The sequence below is a fragment of the Actinobacillus porcinus genome (genome assembly GCF_901764995.1).
Taxonomy (GTDB): domain Bacteria; phylum Pseudomonadota; class Gammaproteobacteria; order Enterobacterales; family Pasteurellaceae; genus Exercitatus; species Exercitatus porcinus.
The window spans coordinates 37804-54273 of record NZ_CABFKI010000014.1; the positions used below are offsets into that span (position 1 = coordinate 37804).

At 41.5% G+C, this 16470-nt stretch carries 12 protein-coding genes and 1 other RNA gene; 5 read left to right on the forward strand and 8 right to left on the reverse strand.

Annotation, left to right across the window (positions count from 1 at the left end):
- Nucleotides 1-7 precede the first annotated feature (7 nt).
- Entirely contained in the window at nucleotides 8-2047 is a 2040-nt protein-coding gene (gene prlC, locus E7T07_RS09610; protein WP_135710928.1) for an oligopeptidase A, read from the reverse strand.
- A 111-nt stretch (nucleotides 2048-2158) separates the two neighbouring features.
- Between prlC and E7T07_RS09615 the strand changes: the two genes are divergently transcribed.
- The 4 genes from E7T07_RS09615 to cydC all read left to right on the forward strand — a co-directional run bounded on the left by E7T07_RS09615 (nucleotide 2159) and on the right by cydC (nucleotide 8037).
- On the forward strand, nucleotides 2159-3007 hold the full coding sequence (locus E7T07_RS09615) for a co-chaperone YbbN (protein ID WP_135710929.1): 849 nt from the start codon (nucleotides 2159-2161) through the stop codon (nucleotides 3005-3007).
- 60 nt (nucleotides 3008-3067) lie between these two features.
- The gene (trxB, locus tag E7T07_RS09620) at nucleotides 3068-4021 is read left to right on the forward strand and encodes a thioredoxin-disulfide reductase (protein WP_135710930.1); all 954 of its coding nucleotides are present in this window, start codon (nucleotides 3068-3070) and stop codon (nucleotides 4019-4021) included.
- Between the two features lie 231 nt (nucleotides 4022-4252).
- Complete coding sequence (gene cydD / locus E7T07_RS09625; protein ID WP_135710931.1) at nucleotides 4253-6016, forward strand: heme ABC transporter permease/ATP-binding protein CydD; 1764 nt, start codon at nucleotides 4253-4255, stop codon at nucleotides 6014-6016.
- A 290-nt stretch (nucleotides 6017-6306) separates the two neighbouring features.
- Complete coding sequence (gene cydC, locus E7T07_RS09630; RefSeq protein ID WP_135710932.1) at nucleotides 6307-8037, forward strand: heme ABC transporter ATP-binding protein/permease CydC; 1731 nt, start codon at nucleotides 6307-6309, stop codon at nucleotides 8035-8037.
- A 28-nt stretch (nucleotides 8038-8065) separates the two neighbouring features.
- On the opposite strand, the gene ffs is transcribed toward cydC, so the two are convergent.
- The 6 genes from ffs to yoaA all read right to left on the reverse strand — a co-directional run bounded on the left by ffs (nucleotide 8066) and on the right by yoaA (nucleotide 14440).
- Nucleotides 8066-8164: signal recognition particle sRNA small type (gene ffs / locus E7T07_RS09635), an RNA gene on the reverse strand.
- 95 nt (nucleotides 8165-8259) lie between these two features.
- The gene (gene rnd / locus E7T07_RS09640; RefSeq protein WP_135710933.1) at nucleotides 8260-9399 is read right to left on the reverse strand and encodes a ribonuclease D; all 1140 of its coding nucleotides are present in this window, start codon (nucleotides 9397-9399) and stop codon (nucleotides 8260-8262) included.
- 52 nt (nucleotides 9400-9451) lie between these two features.
- A complete protein-coding gene (gene fadD, locus E7T07_RS09645; protein ID WP_135710934.1) occupies nucleotides 9452-11134 on the reverse strand; it encodes a long-chain-fatty-acid--CoA ligase FadD in 1683 nt (560 codons plus the stop codon).
- 57 nt (nucleotides 11135-11191) lie between these two features.
- Nucleotides 11192-11761, reverse strand: coding sequence for a Slp family lipoprotein (locus tag E7T07_RS09650; protein ID WP_135710935.1), 570 nt, complete (start codon nucleotides 11759-11761; stop codon nucleotides 11192-11194).
- Between the two features lie 36 nt (nucleotides 11762-11797).
- A complete protein-coding gene (gene tsaB / locus E7T07_RS09655) occupies nucleotides 11798-12511 on the reverse strand; it encodes a tRNA (adenosine(37)-N6)-threonylcarbamoyltransferase complex dimerization subunit type 1 TsaB (protein ID WP_135710936.1) in 714 nt (237 codons plus the stop codon).
- Between the two features lie 3 nt (nucleotides 12512-12514).
- Nucleotides 12515-14440, reverse strand: coding sequence for a DNA repair helicase YoaA (yoaA, locus tag E7T07_RS09660; RefSeq protein WP_135710937.1), 1926 nt, complete (start codon nucleotides 14438-14440; stop codon nucleotides 12515-12517).
- A 60-nt stretch (nucleotides 14441-14500) separates the two neighbouring features.
- Here yoaA and E7T07_RS09665 point away from each other — a divergent pair, with 60 nt between their 5' ends.
- Complete coding sequence (locus tag E7T07_RS09665; RefSeq protein ID WP_135710938.1) at nucleotides 14501-15307, forward strand: D-hexose-6-phosphate mutarotase; 807 nt, start codon at nucleotides 14501-14503, stop codon at nucleotides 15305-15307.
- 50 nt (nucleotides 15308-15357) lie between these two features.
- Here E7T07_RS09665 and E7T07_RS09670 read toward each other — a convergent pair whose 3' ends face one another.
- Entirely contained in the window at nucleotides 15358-16311 is a 954-nt protein-coding gene (locus E7T07_RS09670) for an AEC family transporter (RefSeq protein WP_135710939.1), read from the reverse strand.
- Nucleotides 16312-16470: the final 159 nt, after the last annotated feature.

Sequence of the window (16470 nt, forward strand, 5' to 3'; positions counted from 1 at the left end):
TTCATGCTTAATTCACAATCCCTTTATGACGCAACAAGGCATCTAAAGTCGGTTTACGTCCACGGAAACGTTCAAATAACACCATGGGTTCTTCGCTACCGCCACGGGTTAAGATCTCATCCAAGAATGATTTGCCTGTGACTGGATTGAAAATGCCTTCTTCTTCAAAACGCGAGAAAGCGTCTGCTGAAAGTACTTCTGCCCATAAATAGCTGTAGTAACCTGCCGCGTAGCCACCTGCGAAAATATGGCTAAAACTATGTGGCGTTCTTGCCCAATCCACACCTTTGATAACGGCAACGTCTTTTTTCACTGCTTTCAAGGTGTCTAAAATTTGATTTTGTTGGGTTGGGTCATAATAATGATGCAAACGGAAATCAAACAAACCAAATTCTAATTGACGCAAAATAAACATCGCCGCTTGGAAATTTTTCGCTTTCATTAACTGAGCTAATTTTTCTTTTGGTAACGGCTCACCTGTTTCAAAATGCCCTGAAATAAAGGCAAGTGCGTCTTCTTCCCAACACCAGTTTTCCATAAATTGGCTTGGCAATTCTACCGCATCCCAAGGCACACCGTTAATGCCTGAAACATCACCCACATCCACTTTAGTTAACATATGATGAATACCGTGACCAAATTCATGGAAAAGCGTGGTCACTTCATAATGCGTAAACAACGCAGGTTTATCACCCACCGGCGCATTAAAGTTACAAGTTAAATAAGCCACCGGTTTTTGGATATTGCCTTGTGCTTTTCGCTTACGCCCAACACAATCATCCATCCACGCGCCACCACGTTTATTTTCACGGGCATATAAATCCAAATAAAAACTACCACGCACTTCGTTCGTTTCATCGATTAAATCAAAGAAACGGACATCTTTGTGATACGTATCCACATTAAAACGCTCTACCGCGCGAATATTAAAAATACGTTTAACTAACTCAAAAAGCCCTGACAATACGCGTTCTTCAGGGAAATAAGGGCGCAATTCTTCGTCATTGATTGCATACAAAGCTTGTTTTTGTTTTTCGCTGTAAAAGGTGATGTCCCAAGGCTCAAGTGCGGTCACATTAAACTGTATTTGACAAAAATCCTCTAATTCCGCTAATTCTTTTTCACCTTGCGCTTTTGAACGCGCCGCAAGATTTTCTAAGAAATCTAACACTTGTGTTGGATTTTCTGCCATTTTAGTGGCGAGTGAATAATCGGTATAACGTTCAAAGCCGAGTAATTTTGCGAGTTCAACACGTAAACTGAGAATTTCTTCCATAATTGCCGTGTTATCCCATTTCCCTGCATTCGGACCTTGTTCTGATGCGCGTGTGGCAAAAGCACGGTACATTTCTTCACGCAATTCACGATTTTCACAATACGTCATCACGGGAATATAGCTTGGATATTCAAGGGTAAAACGAAAACCCTCTACGCCTTTACTTTCTGCAGATTGTTTTGCCGCTTGTAGCGCACTTTCAGGCAAACCTTTTAACGCATTTTCATCGGTGATAATTTTTTCCCACCCCATGGTGGCATCAAGCACATTGTTACTAAATTGCGAACTGAGTTCAGATAAACGCGCCATAATTTCGCCATAGCGTTTTTGTTGTTCTTCAGGCAATGAAATCCCTGAAAGCTCGAAATCACGCAAACTATTTTCAATGGCCTTTTTCTGTGCCACGCTGTAATTCTCATATTCAGGGCTATTTTTTAACGCCAATGTTGCCTGATACAAACCTTGATGTTGCCCAACCCAAGTGCCATATTCCGATAACATAGGCAAGCACGCTTGATGGGCTTCCCGTAGCTCCGGACTGTTTTTTACTGAATTTAAATGGCTCACCGGTGACCACGCTTTATGCAAACGGTCATTGACTTCAGAAAGCGGTTCACAAAAATTTTCCCAGGTAAAGTGCGGTTGATTTACCACGCGTTCTGTGGTTTCGCGACATTCTTTAATAAGCTGCTCAATGGCAGGTTGAATATGCTCCGGTTTAATTTTTGAAAATGCCGGAAGAATCGTATTTTCAAGCAATGGATTTGTCATAATTGTTCCTTTTTGGTATAAAGTCTGCATTAAAGTTGGGTTGGATTGTAACAAAAACAAGGGTAAGATGATACGAGTTACCCTTAACCTTTTTATCTATCAGAGAAACTTATGCAAAACTATCTTATTGAAGTCAACGAACAAAATCTTACGGAAACATTACAGATCTCACAACACACTCCATTGGTCTTAGTTTTTTATGCACCAAGTCACGAATCTTCTGTGAATTTCACCGCACTTTTAACCCATTACGCGGAAAAATACCAAGGGCAATTTGTGTTAGGCAAAGTCAATTGTGAAACCGAACGTGGCATTGCGATGCAATTTCGTATTCAAGCCTTGCCAACCACCTATTTATTTAAAGATGCCCAAGCCTTAGACGCCTTCCAAAGCGAATTGCCCGAAGAGCAATTGCAACAGCGTTTAAGCTTAATTTTACCGAAGGAAGAAGAGATAAAATTCAATCTTGCCTTAGAATTTTTGCAAGCAGAAGACTATGAACAAGCCTTACCGTTATTGAAAGACTCGTGGGAATTGTCCGATCATAAAAATAGCGATATTGCGTTGCTCTACGCAGAAACCTATATTGCCATGAAAAAAACAGAACCGGCGAAAGAGATTCTAAATAAAATTCCTTTGCAGGATCGCGATAGCCGCTGGCAAGGGTTACAGGCACAAATTGAGTTATTAATCAAAGCCGCAGACACCCCTGAAATTCAGCAATTACAGGCGGATTATGCTAAAAATCCTACGCCGGAAATTGCCTTAAAATTAGCCTTGCAATTACACCAAGCTAATCGTAACGAAGAAGCCTTGGAATTACTGCTAGGCATTTTACGCCAAGATCTCAGCGCGCAAAATGGCGAAGTAAAACAGCAATTTTTATCGATTTTAAGTGCCTTGGGTAGCGATCCGTTGGCTAATAAGTATCGCCGATTATTATATTCACTACTTTATTAATCAAAACTCGCTTATAATCAACCGCACTTTATTGTTAACGAATACATAAAAGGATCAAAAATGTCAGACATTAAACACAGCAAATTATTAATTTTAGGTTCAGGCCCTGCCGGTTATACCGCCGCTATTTATGCCGCTCGCGCCAATTTAAAACCGGTTTTGGTGACAGGTTTGCAACAAGGCGGTCAATTAACGACAACCACCGAAATTGAAAACTGGCCGGGGGATTTTGGCGATACAACCGGCCCTGAATTAATGCAACGTATGTTGCAACACGCAGAAAAATTTGACACCGAAATCATCTTCGATCATATCCATCGTGTCGATTTATCATCACGTCCATTCAAACTTTATGGCGATATGCAAACCTTTTCTTGCGATGCATTAATTATTGCTACAGGTGCATCCGCACGTTACTTGGGCTTAGATTCCGAAGAAGCTTATAAAGGTCGCGGTGTCTCTGCCTGCGCAACCTGTGATGGTTTCTTCTATCGCAATAAACCGGTTGCGGTCATTGGCGGCGGCAATACCGCGGTTGAAGAAGCACTTTATTTAGCGAATATTGCCAGCGAAGTGCATTTAATCCACCGCCGCGACAGTTTCCGCGCGGAAAAAATCTTGCTTGGTCGTTTAGCGAAAAAAGTGGAAGAAGGCAAAATCATTCTTCATACCGACCGCACTTTAGATGAAGTGTTAGGCGATAACATGGGTGTCACCGGCGTTCGTTTGAAAGACACGAAATCAGACGCTACCGAAGACGTGAAAATTGACGGTTTATTTGTGGCAATCGGCCATGCACCAAATACAGAAATCTTCAAAGATCAACTTGAACTCAACAATGGCTACATTGTGGTGAAATCAGGTTTAGACGGCAATGCAACCGCAACCTCTGTAGAAGGCGTTTTCGCGGCAGGTGACGTCATGGATCACAACTACCGCCAAGCCATCACATCCGCAGGCACAGGCTGTATGGCCGCCTTAGATGCTGAACGTTTTTTAGATGCGCAGGAATAAAACACATAAAGACAATATGTGACAAGCAACGGACAGGCATAAAGCCTGTCCCTACAATATTTCGGTATTATGCGGCAATAAAACCAATAGCGCATAACTATCTGTAGGGGCAAATCACATTTGCCCCAAAAGCTTATTGGGATATTAGGGCGAAAAATATTTCGCCCCTACAAGCTCTCTCACAATAAATACAATTGCCGCCGAATACCACCTAAATCAAGCCCGTTAAACATGAAAAAACAACGCCAAAAACACCTATTCAAATGGCTTCGAGCGCAACAAAAACTCATCAAAAAAGAATTGAGTCTCAATGTTGGATTAGCCACGCTATCTTCACTTATTTTAATTGTGCAAACGTGGCTGCTTGCGGATTTATTAAATCAATTTGTAATGCTACAAACGCCAAGAAACACGTTATTGCCTGAAATTATCGGCTTATTCATTTGTTTTACGTTACGTGCTGTTATGCTTTATGCGCGGGAAAAAATCGGTTTTAAGTGCGGTCAAAAATTACGCCAATCTATCCGTCAGCAAATTCTCAATAAAATTCATGCGGTAGGTCCTGCCACTATTCAAGGAAAACCCGCGGGAAGCTGGGCGACCTTAATGTTGGAACAGGTGGAAAATCTGCATAACTTTTACAGCCGTTTTTTACCGCAACAGATGCTATCTGCGATTGTGCCGGTGATTATCTTAATTGCAGTGTTCCCCCTTAACTGGGCAGCCGGGCTAATTATGCTTTGCACCGCCCCCCTTGTGCCGATTTTTATGATCTTAGCGGGCATTGCCGCGGCAGATAAAAGCCAACAAAATATGACCGCACTGGCGCAACTCAGCGGGCAATTTTTAGATCGTTTGCGTGGATTAGAAACCTTGCGTCTTTTTAACCGCACTTCAGAACAAACCCAACACATTGAAAAATCTACAGAAAATTTCCGTGAAACTACCATGGATGTGCTAAAAATGGCGTTCTTATCTTCCGCGGTATTAGAATTTTTTACCTCTATTTCCATTGCCATTATGGCGGTTTATTTCGGGTTTAGTTATTTAGGACAGCTCGAATTCGGGCAATTTGGCACTGGAATGACGCTCTTTGTAGGCTTTTTCTGCTTGATCCTTGCCCCTGAATTCTATCAACCGTTGCGCGATTTAGGTACCTATTACCACGATCGTGCCGCGGCCATTGGTGCGGCTGACGCTATTGAAGAATTTTTAGCTTATGATTATCAAATTGCACAATCACAAGTAACAGCCCAAATTCCTGCACAAAGTGCGGTAGAAATTAAGGCAAAAAATCTTGTGGTGCTTTCGCCTGAGGGAAAACCTTTAACACAAGCCTTGACGTTCCATATTCCCGAACAAAATCACACCGCACTGGTGGGACAAAGTGGCGCAGGAAAAACTTCGTTGATGAATGTATTGCTGGGCTTCTTACCTTATCAAGGTAGCTTAAAAATCAACGGCGTTGAACTCAATCAAACGGATTTAAGCCAATGGCGCAAACAAATCGCTTGGGTTGGGCAAAATCCTTTATTGCTCCAAGGCTCCATTAAAGAAAATCTCTTATTAGGCGATATTCAAGCCACCGATGCGCAAATCAACACCGCGCTGACACAAGCTAACGCCAAAGAATTTACCGATAAAATGGGATTAGAAGCCCAAATTCGCGATGGCGGCATAGGGGTTTCTGTGGGGCAAGCGCAACGCTTAGCCATAGCGCGTGCATTATTGCGTCAGGGAAATTTATTACTGTTAGACGAACCGACTGCAAGTCTTGATGCCAAATCCGAAAATCAAGTGCTAACGGCACTCAACCAAGTCAGCCGGCAGCAAACCACCTTGATGATCACCCACCGCATTGAAGATCTAAAACAATGCGACCAAATTTTGGTCATGCAAGCAGGACAAATTGTGCAGCAAGGTAAATTTGAAGAATTAAAAGAACAAGGCTATTTTGCAGAATTACTGGCGCAACGTGGGCAGGATATTAAGTAATATTTAAATGTATTAATAAATTACAAATCACATAATAACAACGCCTGATGAATATTTCCCCGTCTGAGTCGCCCGAGCGTTTTGAAATTTTTAGCAAAATTCAGTATGTTTGAGCGAAGCGAGTTCTGGAATTTTGCGTTAAAAAAATTTCAAATAAGCGAGGAAAAGCAGCGAAGTCGGGGTGTATTTCTTTGGTTACTTTCTTTGTACAAGCAAAGAAAGTAACTCGCCACAGGCGAAAATAATTCACTCAATAGTTAAAATGAAATACGGTAAAAGGATAAATATAAATGCGCTCACTACTCCCCTACATCCAACAATTCAAACACGCTAAAACCTCCATTATCATTGGGACAATTCTGATGATTACAGGCTTAGCAGCAAGTATTGGTTTGTTGACATTATCAGGTTGGTTTTTAGCCGCTACCGCCATTGCGGGTGCCGGTTCGCTGTTTAACTTTTTTTATCCGTCCGCCAGTGTACGTGGTTTAGCCATTGGGCGCACGGTGGCACGTTATTTTGAAAAAGTAGTGACGCACGATGCTACCTTTAAGGTACTGGCTAAATTACGCGTACAAATTTTCAGCAAAATCATCCCGTTATCACCCTCTGTTCTTAACCGCTATCGCAACAGCGATTTGCTCAATCGCTTGGTGGCGGATGTGGATACCTTAGACAGCCTTTATTTACGCCTTATTGCGCCTTTTATCAGTGCCGTGGTGGTGATTACCTTAATGACGTTAACCCTGAGCTTATTTAGTGTGCCGTTAGCGTTATTTATTGGCGCAACCTTATTCCTTTTATTATTCACTATCCCAACGGTTTTCTATCGCCTTGGCAATAAATTTGGCTCGCAGTTAACCCGGTCTCGTGCCCTTTATCGCGAGCAATTCGTTGAATTTATCCAAGCACAAGCGGAATTATTGCTCTTTAACGCAGAAGATAAGTTAAAGCAAAAACTCCGGCAAACAGAAAAACAATGGCAAGAGTTACAACAACGTGAAAGCAATTTAAGCGGATTTTCCACCGCACTCATGATGTTTGCCAACGGTTTATTAGTAGTGATAACCCTGTGGCTCGCGGCCAATATGGATTTTGGCGCTGACGAATACCGCTTTGCATTTATTGCTTTATTTACGATGTCAGCATTGGCGGCCTTTGAGATTTTAATGCCTATCGGTTCGGCATTTTTGCATATTGGGCAAGTGATCGCATCCGCAGAACGAGTCACGGATATTATTGAACAAACGCCATTGGTGCAATTTAACGGCACTGAAAGTGCGGTCAATTTTTCCGAAGTTTTGATTGAGACAAAAAATCTATCCTTCCACTATCCTGAACGCCATGAAATGGCGTTAAACCAGCTCAATGCGCAAATTAAACATCGGACTAAAGTGGCAATTTTAGGCAAAACAGGCAGCGGTAAATCCACATTATTGCAGCTTTTGGTGCGAAACTATGATCCAACGCAAGGTGAGATTTTGCTTGGCGGAAAAGCTATTTCTGCTTATAGGGAAAAAACATTGCGTGAGCAAATGTGCTTTTTGACCCAACGCGTACATATATTTAGCGACACATTGCGTCAAAACTTACAAATTGCAAACAATGCCGTATTATCTGATGAAAAAATGGTGGCGGTATTAAATGCCGTTGGCTTAGAAAAACTATTGGATGATCCACAAGGTTTGGAGCAATGGCTTGGCGATGGCGGTCGTCCACTTTCGGGCGGTGAACAACGCCGTTTAGGATTGGCGCGCGTTTTATTAAGTGATGCACCGATTTTGTTGTTGGATGAGCCTACGGAAGGATTAGATCGCGAAACGGAACGGCTTGTGCTTGAGTTAATTTTACAACATGCCAAAGAAAAAACGATGATTATGGTCACCCATCGTTTAACCGCAATTGAACAGTTTGATCAAATTTTGGTGATCGACAATGGTGAACTGGTAGAAAGTGGGGCTTTTGCTCAATTAATGCAACAGAAAACAGGCTTTTTGAAAGGATTAATGGAACGAATTTAGCAATAAGACAAGCAGAAAAAGGGCGGGAACCTTCCCAGCGAATTCTCGGCACACGGAAATTCTGACTTTGGCTGCTTTCTTCCGAACCTGACCGAGTAAACCAGACACCATTGCGAGAGACCGAAAAGGTTCCCATTGAACTCGCTCTTCGCGAGTGGGCGTATTATGCAATAAGCCCCGAAGGATTGCAAACGATTTTATCCAAGGCTCGGGGATTTTTCCTTAAGCCTCAATCATTGACAGCAGCTGTTTACCAAAAGGTTCACGCCAATCGCGCATTAATTCGGGCAGATTTTGGGAATCTTTATTTTTCAACCATACCCATTTCATTAAACGCTCTAAATCTCGTTTGCCGGCAATCACTTCTGGAGCAAGATCCGTTGGCGCAATTTCTTTGAGCTTTTGCTGCCATGCTTTGATGGTTTTCTTATAACGCGGATCTTCGTTTAAACGTTGAATTTTAGGTGGATATTCCTTTTCATCAATGCGTTTACTTTGCTCAATCAGCTGCAATAATTTCTTACCATGAATACGCACTTCATTAGGATCTAATCCTAACTTCAACAATTCAGACGTATGCTTAGGTTGAATTTTGGCAACTTCATAAAGATTTTCGGCACGAATAACGAAATTCAATGCTAAATCGCGGCGGATAGCTTCTTCATGTCGCCATTTAGCCAATAATTTCAATCGATTTAATTCATCCCTTTCCATACGCCAAGCGTTAGGGATAGTTAAATACGCCTTTTCCGGATTTTTAGGCTTTTGCTGCTTTTCCACCAACAAATCACAGTCAAATTGCACCGCACTTTGCCAAGGCGTTTGCGCCAAATCTTGTGCCATTTTTTGATACAAAGGAAGCAAATACCAGACATCCGCAGCGGCATAGGTTAACTGTTTATCCGAAAGCGGACGCGCCAACCAATCCGTTCGCGCCGCTCCCTTATCCAATTCCAGTTGAAAATAATGTTGAATTAAGGTGGCTAAACCTGCCGAAGTGGTAAAGCCAAGAAAACTTGCCATCACTTGCGTATCCACCATAGGGGTGGGAAATTGTTGAAAATGATGAAAAAACACGTCTAAATCTTCATAGCAAGCGTGTAACACTTTGATCACCTTGTTATCCGCCAGCAAATCCACAAAAGGCGAAAAATCCGTCACTTCAGTGGGATCGATTAAACTTACATTGTCTCCGTCATAAAGTTGGATTAGCCCTAATTTAGGGTAATAACTGCGAATTCGCACAAATTCAGTATCCAGCGCAACAACCGCTTTTTGAACAGCCTGTTGGCAAGCGGATTTTAAGCTCTCGTTGTCCGTAATCAAATTAAAGCGCGGTGGATTTTTGAGTTCTTTTATCATAGGAATACGAATAGAAAAAAGAGTGGGCTATATCGCCCACTTTTGATTAAAACTAAGAATATTTTGCCAGCTCTTCATCCCGTAACACGCGGCGTAAAATTTTGCCCACATTGGATTTAGGCAACTCATCACGAAATTCAATATCTCGTGGAATTTTATAGCCTGTCAGATGCTGGCGACAATGGTTACGCAATTCTTCTCGGGTTAGACTATCGTCTTTTTTCACCACAAAAATTTTAATGGTTTCCCCGGAAACTTCATTCGGCACACCAATTGCCACCACTTCAGCGACTTTATAATTCAGCATAACCACATCTTCGATTTCATTCGGGTAAACGTTAAAACCTGACACCAAAATCATATCTTTTTTACGATCCACAATGCGCATAATGCCTTTATCATTCATTTTCACAATGTCGCCCGTGGCAAGCCAACCATCGCGTAAAATCTCTGCAGTTGCTTCAGGGCGTTGCCAGTAACCTTTCATCACTTGCTCGCCTTTTACCCAAAGCTCACCGGCTTCGCCCAGTTCAGCTTCTGTACCGTCATCTTTCACAATGCGAATATCCGTATTGGGCACTGGCGAACCAATGGAACCGTCATGGATAAGACTATTGACATTCGATGCAGCCACCAAAGGGGAACATTCCGTTAAACCATAGCCTTCAATAATATTGCAGCCTGTTAATTCGTGCCAACGTGTTGCCACCGATTGCTGAATCGCCATTCCGCCACCCACGGATAGTTTTAACGCAGAAAAATCTACTTCTTTGAAATTTTCATTATTTAACAAGGCGTTATACAAGGTATTCACACCGGTAATCGCAACGAATTTATGGCGTTTTAATTCCTTGATAAAGCCATTAATATCTCGTGGATTGGTGATTAAAACCGCGGTAATGCCCAGTTCTACAAATAAAAGCGCATTCACACTTAACGCAAAAACATGATACAACGGCAACGGTAAAATCGCTTTGCGTTCACGGCGATGGTCACCGATAAACGGCTCTGCGATCCATTTAGCTTGTAAAATATTGGTAATCAAATTGCCGTGGCTTAACATTGCCCCTTTTGCCACACCAGTGGTTCCCCCTGTATATTGCAAAAAGGCGAGATCGTCACGACAAAGTTCCGGGCGTACAAATTGACGATATTTACCGATGCTCAGTACTTCACGGAAGGTCACAGCGTGCGGTAATTTATACTTCGGCACCAGTTTTTTCACATATTTCACTACAAAATTCACGAGCGTTCGCTTACCAAAAGAAAGCTGGTCGCCCATTCGAGTGAGAATAACGTGTTTCACATCCGTATTAAAAACCACTTTTTCTAAAGTTGAAGCAAAATTAGAAACCACCACAATGGCTTTTGCGCCACTGTCTTGCAATTGATGTTCCAGCTCTCGCGGTGTATAAAGTGGGTTTACATTGACCACAATTAAGCCGGCTCGCAATACACCAAACATCGCAATAGGATATTGCAATAAATTGGGCATCATCAATGCCACACGCTCGCCACGCTTTAATTTCAGTTCATTTTGAAGATAAGCCGCAAAAGCTCGGCTGCGTTCTTCTAACTTACGGAATGTCAGCACCTGCCCCATATTAATGTACGCGGGGCGATCAGGATGTTCCCTTACGGCTTTGTCAAACATATCGAGAAGATTATTATACTTATGTGTATCAATCTCTCTTGCCGCCCCTTCGGGATAATTTTGATGCCAGATTTTTTCCATGAATGCCTTCCTATATGATCGAATAAGACCACAATTAAATTGTGCGTTACTATATCATTAATACAATACCGTACGCAATTTAGGTTCAGGGTATCCCAAGCTGAATCGCCCAAAAATTCGCGGATAGCCCCAACCAAACCTGCCATAGTAATAACCATCCCAGTCCCGATCATAATAGTCATCATAATCATATTCTTGGCGTTGCTTCCATTGTTTGTAAGCAGTTGCTTGGATAAGGGGGAATTCATAATCCGCCTGATCAATTTTACCCATTTCTTTGCCAACTAACGTGCCGGCCACCGTAATATATTGATCTTTTAGGCCCGCAGGATCTACAAAGCCCGTTAAATTAACAATAAATCGTCCGTCTGTTTGGGCGTCAATAATCGGTTTTGCCGAAAAACTTGCTACAGGCAAACTCATTACTTCCACTTGAGTTTGTGTTTTCAAGGCAGTTGCTGAAATCACTTTTCCCGCTAAACGGACTTTTTTACATTTGCAAAGATAATCATCCGCTTCAATTTTCTTTAGCGATTGAATGGTAAACTCATCCTTTTCCAAGCCTTTTGGCGGATTAACGCACGCGGTCAATAAAAGCGCGGTTAAAAATAACCATATTTTTTTCATTGTTCCCCCTGAGTGACGATTATCACAAATTCTTCGCTATTCGCGACCCGGTAATTTTTTCCAAGTCACTTCATTGCGCAAATAAACAGGCTCAATATCCACTGCACTGATCACTTGTTTTTGATACCACATCGGCAGTGCCAAACTCAACATATATCGTGCTGATGGCAACGTAATTGAGGTATGTTGACCCAGGAATTGTAACGCGTCATAAGCTGCCCAACCTGTTCCAACCGTTGCCCATTCACCTTGTAATGCGGTAAGCTGTTCCAATAAACGCGTTGGCGCGCCCACTTGTTCTGCAATAATCTCATTCCATTGCAAAAACTCCCCAAATTCAGACCGCACTTTTTCGGCTTTTAACTGGGAAAAATAGATTTCATTCATACGCGCATCAATCGCGGTAATCACTTGTGTGGCTTGAAATTGCTCATAGGCAGCTTGTGCCATCGCAGTTAAATTTGAAATACCAACCACAGGCAAATCGGCGCCTAATGCCAATCCTTGTGCAATACCGGCACCCACTCTGACCCCGGTAAAACTACCAGGGCCACGACCAAAGACTAAGGCATCAACTTGCTTTAGATGGAGCCCTGATTGCGACAAAATTTCGTCCACCATCGGCAAAATGCGTTTAGTATGACTACGCTCTGCGGTTTCTGTAATATCAGTTTTCTCGCCCTTGTGCAATAACGCAACAGAACAGGCTTCCGTTGAAGTATCAATAGCTAATAAGGTTAAATTGTTCATAATTTAATTCTGTAAATGTTGTAAAAATTCAATCACTTTACCTAAATCTCTGGTACGTTTTGCATTAGGTAAACTTTTTAAAAAGGTTTCGCCATAAGCACGATTGACTAGACGACTGTCGCAAATAATCACCGCACCTTTATCGGTGACATCACGAATTAATCGCCCTACGCCTTGTTTTAAGGCAATCACGGCTTCAGGAATTTGAATATCGTTAAAAGGCTCGCCGCCTTGTAATTTACAATCTTCAATACGGGCTTTTAATAAGGGTTCATCCGGGGATGAGAAGGGTAATTTATCAATAATCACCAACGAAAGCGCGTCACCACGCACATCCACCCCTTCCCAAAAGCTCGAAGTTGCCACCAAAACGCTATGTTCTTCGTGAACAAACTGTTCAAGCAACTTGCCTTTGGATGTTTCCCCCTGCAATAAAATCGACAACTGACTATGTTCACGGAAATACTCCGCCAATCCGCGCATCATAAGATAAGACGTACACAACACAAAACAACGTCCTTTGTTCGCTTCAATAATTGGAAGCAACATCTCCGCGAGCTTTGTTAAGGTATGTGTTTGATTGCTGCTCGGCAAATATCGTGGCACACAAAGCAAGGCTTGCTCAGGGTAATTAAAGGGACTTTGTAACACTTTTTGTTCCGCATTTTCAATGCCTAAACGTTCACAAAAATGCCTAAAACTTCCCCCTACTTCCAAGGTTGCCGAAGTAAAAATCCAAGCGGCTTCCTTCGCATGCATTTGCTCACCAAATTTATCCGACACCGTCAGCGGCGTAATATTTAAGCCAAACTGGCGATTAAAGGTTTCATACCAATAGCAATAACCTGTGATGGATGTATCCGCCAAGCGTACCAGCTGATTTTTTGCCGTAGCAATGCGTTCAAAAATACTATCCAGAGTTTGCGAACGCCCTAAAGCTAATTTAATCACATCGGACATAAAATCTAATTTTTCTTTTAAGATTTCATACCCTTTTTTCACCGCACTTTGTGCCAATAATTCACGCCAATTTCCACGTTGACTTCCTTCGCCTAATAATAAACGGAAATCTTGCACCATTTTTTGCAGATGATCCGCCGCAATTCCCAATTGCTGCATGTCTTTTAATTCGGTGCGATACACAATATTAATATCTTTGCAAATATCAAACAGCTGGCGTGATGTGAGTGATTGCCCAAAATATTGGCTGGCAATATCCGGAAGTTGGTGCGCTTCATCAAAAATAATGACTTCCGCTTGTGGAATAAGTTCGCCAAACCCGCTTTCTTTCACCGCCATATCTGCGCAAAATAAATGGTGATTGACCACCACAAGATCCGCCGCTAGCGCACGCTTACGTGCCAACGCTACGTAACAATCCGCATAATTAGGGCAATCGGAACCTAAGCAACTGTCTGTAGTGCTGGTCAGTTGTGGTAAAATAGGACTGTCTTCTGCCAAGTCCGTACATTCAGACAAATCCCCTGATTGGGTGCTGTTATTCCATTTGCGGACTTTGGCTAAATCAGCCAACACCGATTTATCACCGAGTACGCCTTGCGCAATCACCTGATCTAATCGCTCTAAACACAGATAATTCGCCCGTCCTTTCAACAAGGCAATCTTACCTGAATAGCCCAAGGCTTTTTTTATCGCAGGTAAATCTCGATTAAAAAGCTGATCTTGTAAATTCTTAGATCCTGTAGAAACAATGGTTTTTTTCTTCGCCAACAAAGCAGGGGCTAAATAGGCAAAGGTTTTTCCTGTACCTGTCCCTGCTTCAACCACAAGTGCGGTCTTATTTTTAATGGTTTTTCCAACAGCTTTTGCCATATCAAGTTGCTCCGCACGCGGACGAAAGCCCTTAATATGTTGGCTTAATTCACCTGTTTCTGAAAAAGTTTTTATTATTTGCGGTTGATCACACATTTAAATATTAAAATCATTTATAGTGCATACATTGTATCAAACTTTAGGAAGGAAAATCTTATGGAAACAAAATTAATCAAGCAACTAGCCCCTGAGTTAGCCTTATTTCAATATAATGAAATTCCTGTGTTGGAACTTAATCATCCCATTGGTACCGCTAAAATTTCATTACAAGGCGCGCAATTATTAAGCTGGAAACCAATACATACCGCTCAGGATGTTATTTGGCTCAGTGACATTGAACCCTTTAACAAAGGAGAAGCTATTCGAGGCGGGATTCCTATTTGCTACCCATGGTTTGGCAAAGCTGGAACACCAATGCATGGTTACGCACGTTTACAACTCTGGCAGTTAGTCAGTTTTGATATTCAACCCAATGAAGCTCATCTTAATTTTCTTTTAGAAACAGAAAATACCGAAGATATTGCTCATATTGAAATGACCTTCAGCGATGAATTTCATATTGAATTTACCAATTATTGTATTGAAAAAGAACCACAATTAGCTTTGCATACCTACTTCAATATCGGAGATATCACAAAAACAGAAATACAACAACTGCCAACAACGGCATTTAATGTCTTGGCACAACAGCAAGAAACGGTCTCTGATACTCGTGTGATTACAGAAAATGTAGAATGTATCTACCAAGCCAATGACTGTAATATCATTGTTGATAAGGTGAACAATCGCACCATTGAAATTATTCATGAAAATGCTTCTGAAATTGTCCTATGGAACCCTTGGCATAAGGAAACCAGCAATATGAGCAAAGATGGGCATAAAACGATGATCTGTGTGGAAACCGCACGAATTAGCGAACGCCTAAATGAAAATGTGGTTGGTTTAAGAATTCGAGTAAAATAAAGATAAACCGCACTTTAGATTAACAAAGTGCGGTTCATTTTTTATTTATTCTAAATCCACCCTAACTGCATCAGTATCATTAACCCTAAGGAAGAAAGTGGCATTGCCCCAATCGTAGTGATGCCTATAATATTCGCAACTGTTGTGCCATTGCCGCCCATCGCTTTTACCATCGCATAGGCTGCGGTTGCTAATGGGGTTGTTGTCATTAAGAAAATAATGGCTAATTCCATACCCGACATACCTATGAGTTTCGCTAATAACACCATGAATAATGGGGCAATAACAAGCCTTGCCACAACACTCCAGGTTACCACTCGAGAATAATTCTCTCTATAATTCAGTTGAATACTAGCGCCAATACAAAGCAAAGCTAATGGCAAGGTAATATTCGCCAAATACTGACCTGTAACACGAACGGGTTTAGGTAATGAAACTTCAACATAATTCATCACTAAGCCTAAAATAATCGCAATAATTAATGGATTTTTAAGAATATTGAGAAGCAATCTGGCTATATTAACTTTGTCAGAAGATAAAGATCTTGTAATCGTGATCACGCCATAAACATTAAATAAAATAACCACAATAGCAGAATAAATAGATGCCGGCACATAGGCTACGTCACCATATGCATTAATACAAAGCGCTAATCCCAAAATCGCATTATTTCCACGAAATACGGCTTGCACAAAAGTACAACGTTCTCGCTTTTCAATAATAAATTTTGCAGCAAGCCATTCACCAACGAGAAATAAAATCGTTGTTCCAACTATTGCAATAAAGATCAGATCAAATTGGTTTGAATATTCAATTTTTCCATTATAAATATTGAAGAAAAGCAAAAGCGGTAAGGTTAAATGAAAAATAAGCTTCATGGATTTTTCAGAAAATGCATCGTCTAATATGCGACATTTTCCTAGCAGTTTTCCTAAACAAAGCAAGATAATAATAGGTAAGGTTGTATTTATTGAGAAAATAAATGATGATAAAAAATTTGTCATTGAAGTTATTAAAAAATGATTTAAGTTCTACTGACTTCAATTGTATCAGCTTTTACCATAAGCAAAAAGCCCGAGCATTTCTGCTCGGGCTTCTCTCTATACCTACCTGGCGGTGACCTACTCTCACATGGGAAATTCCCACACTACCATCGGCGTTAC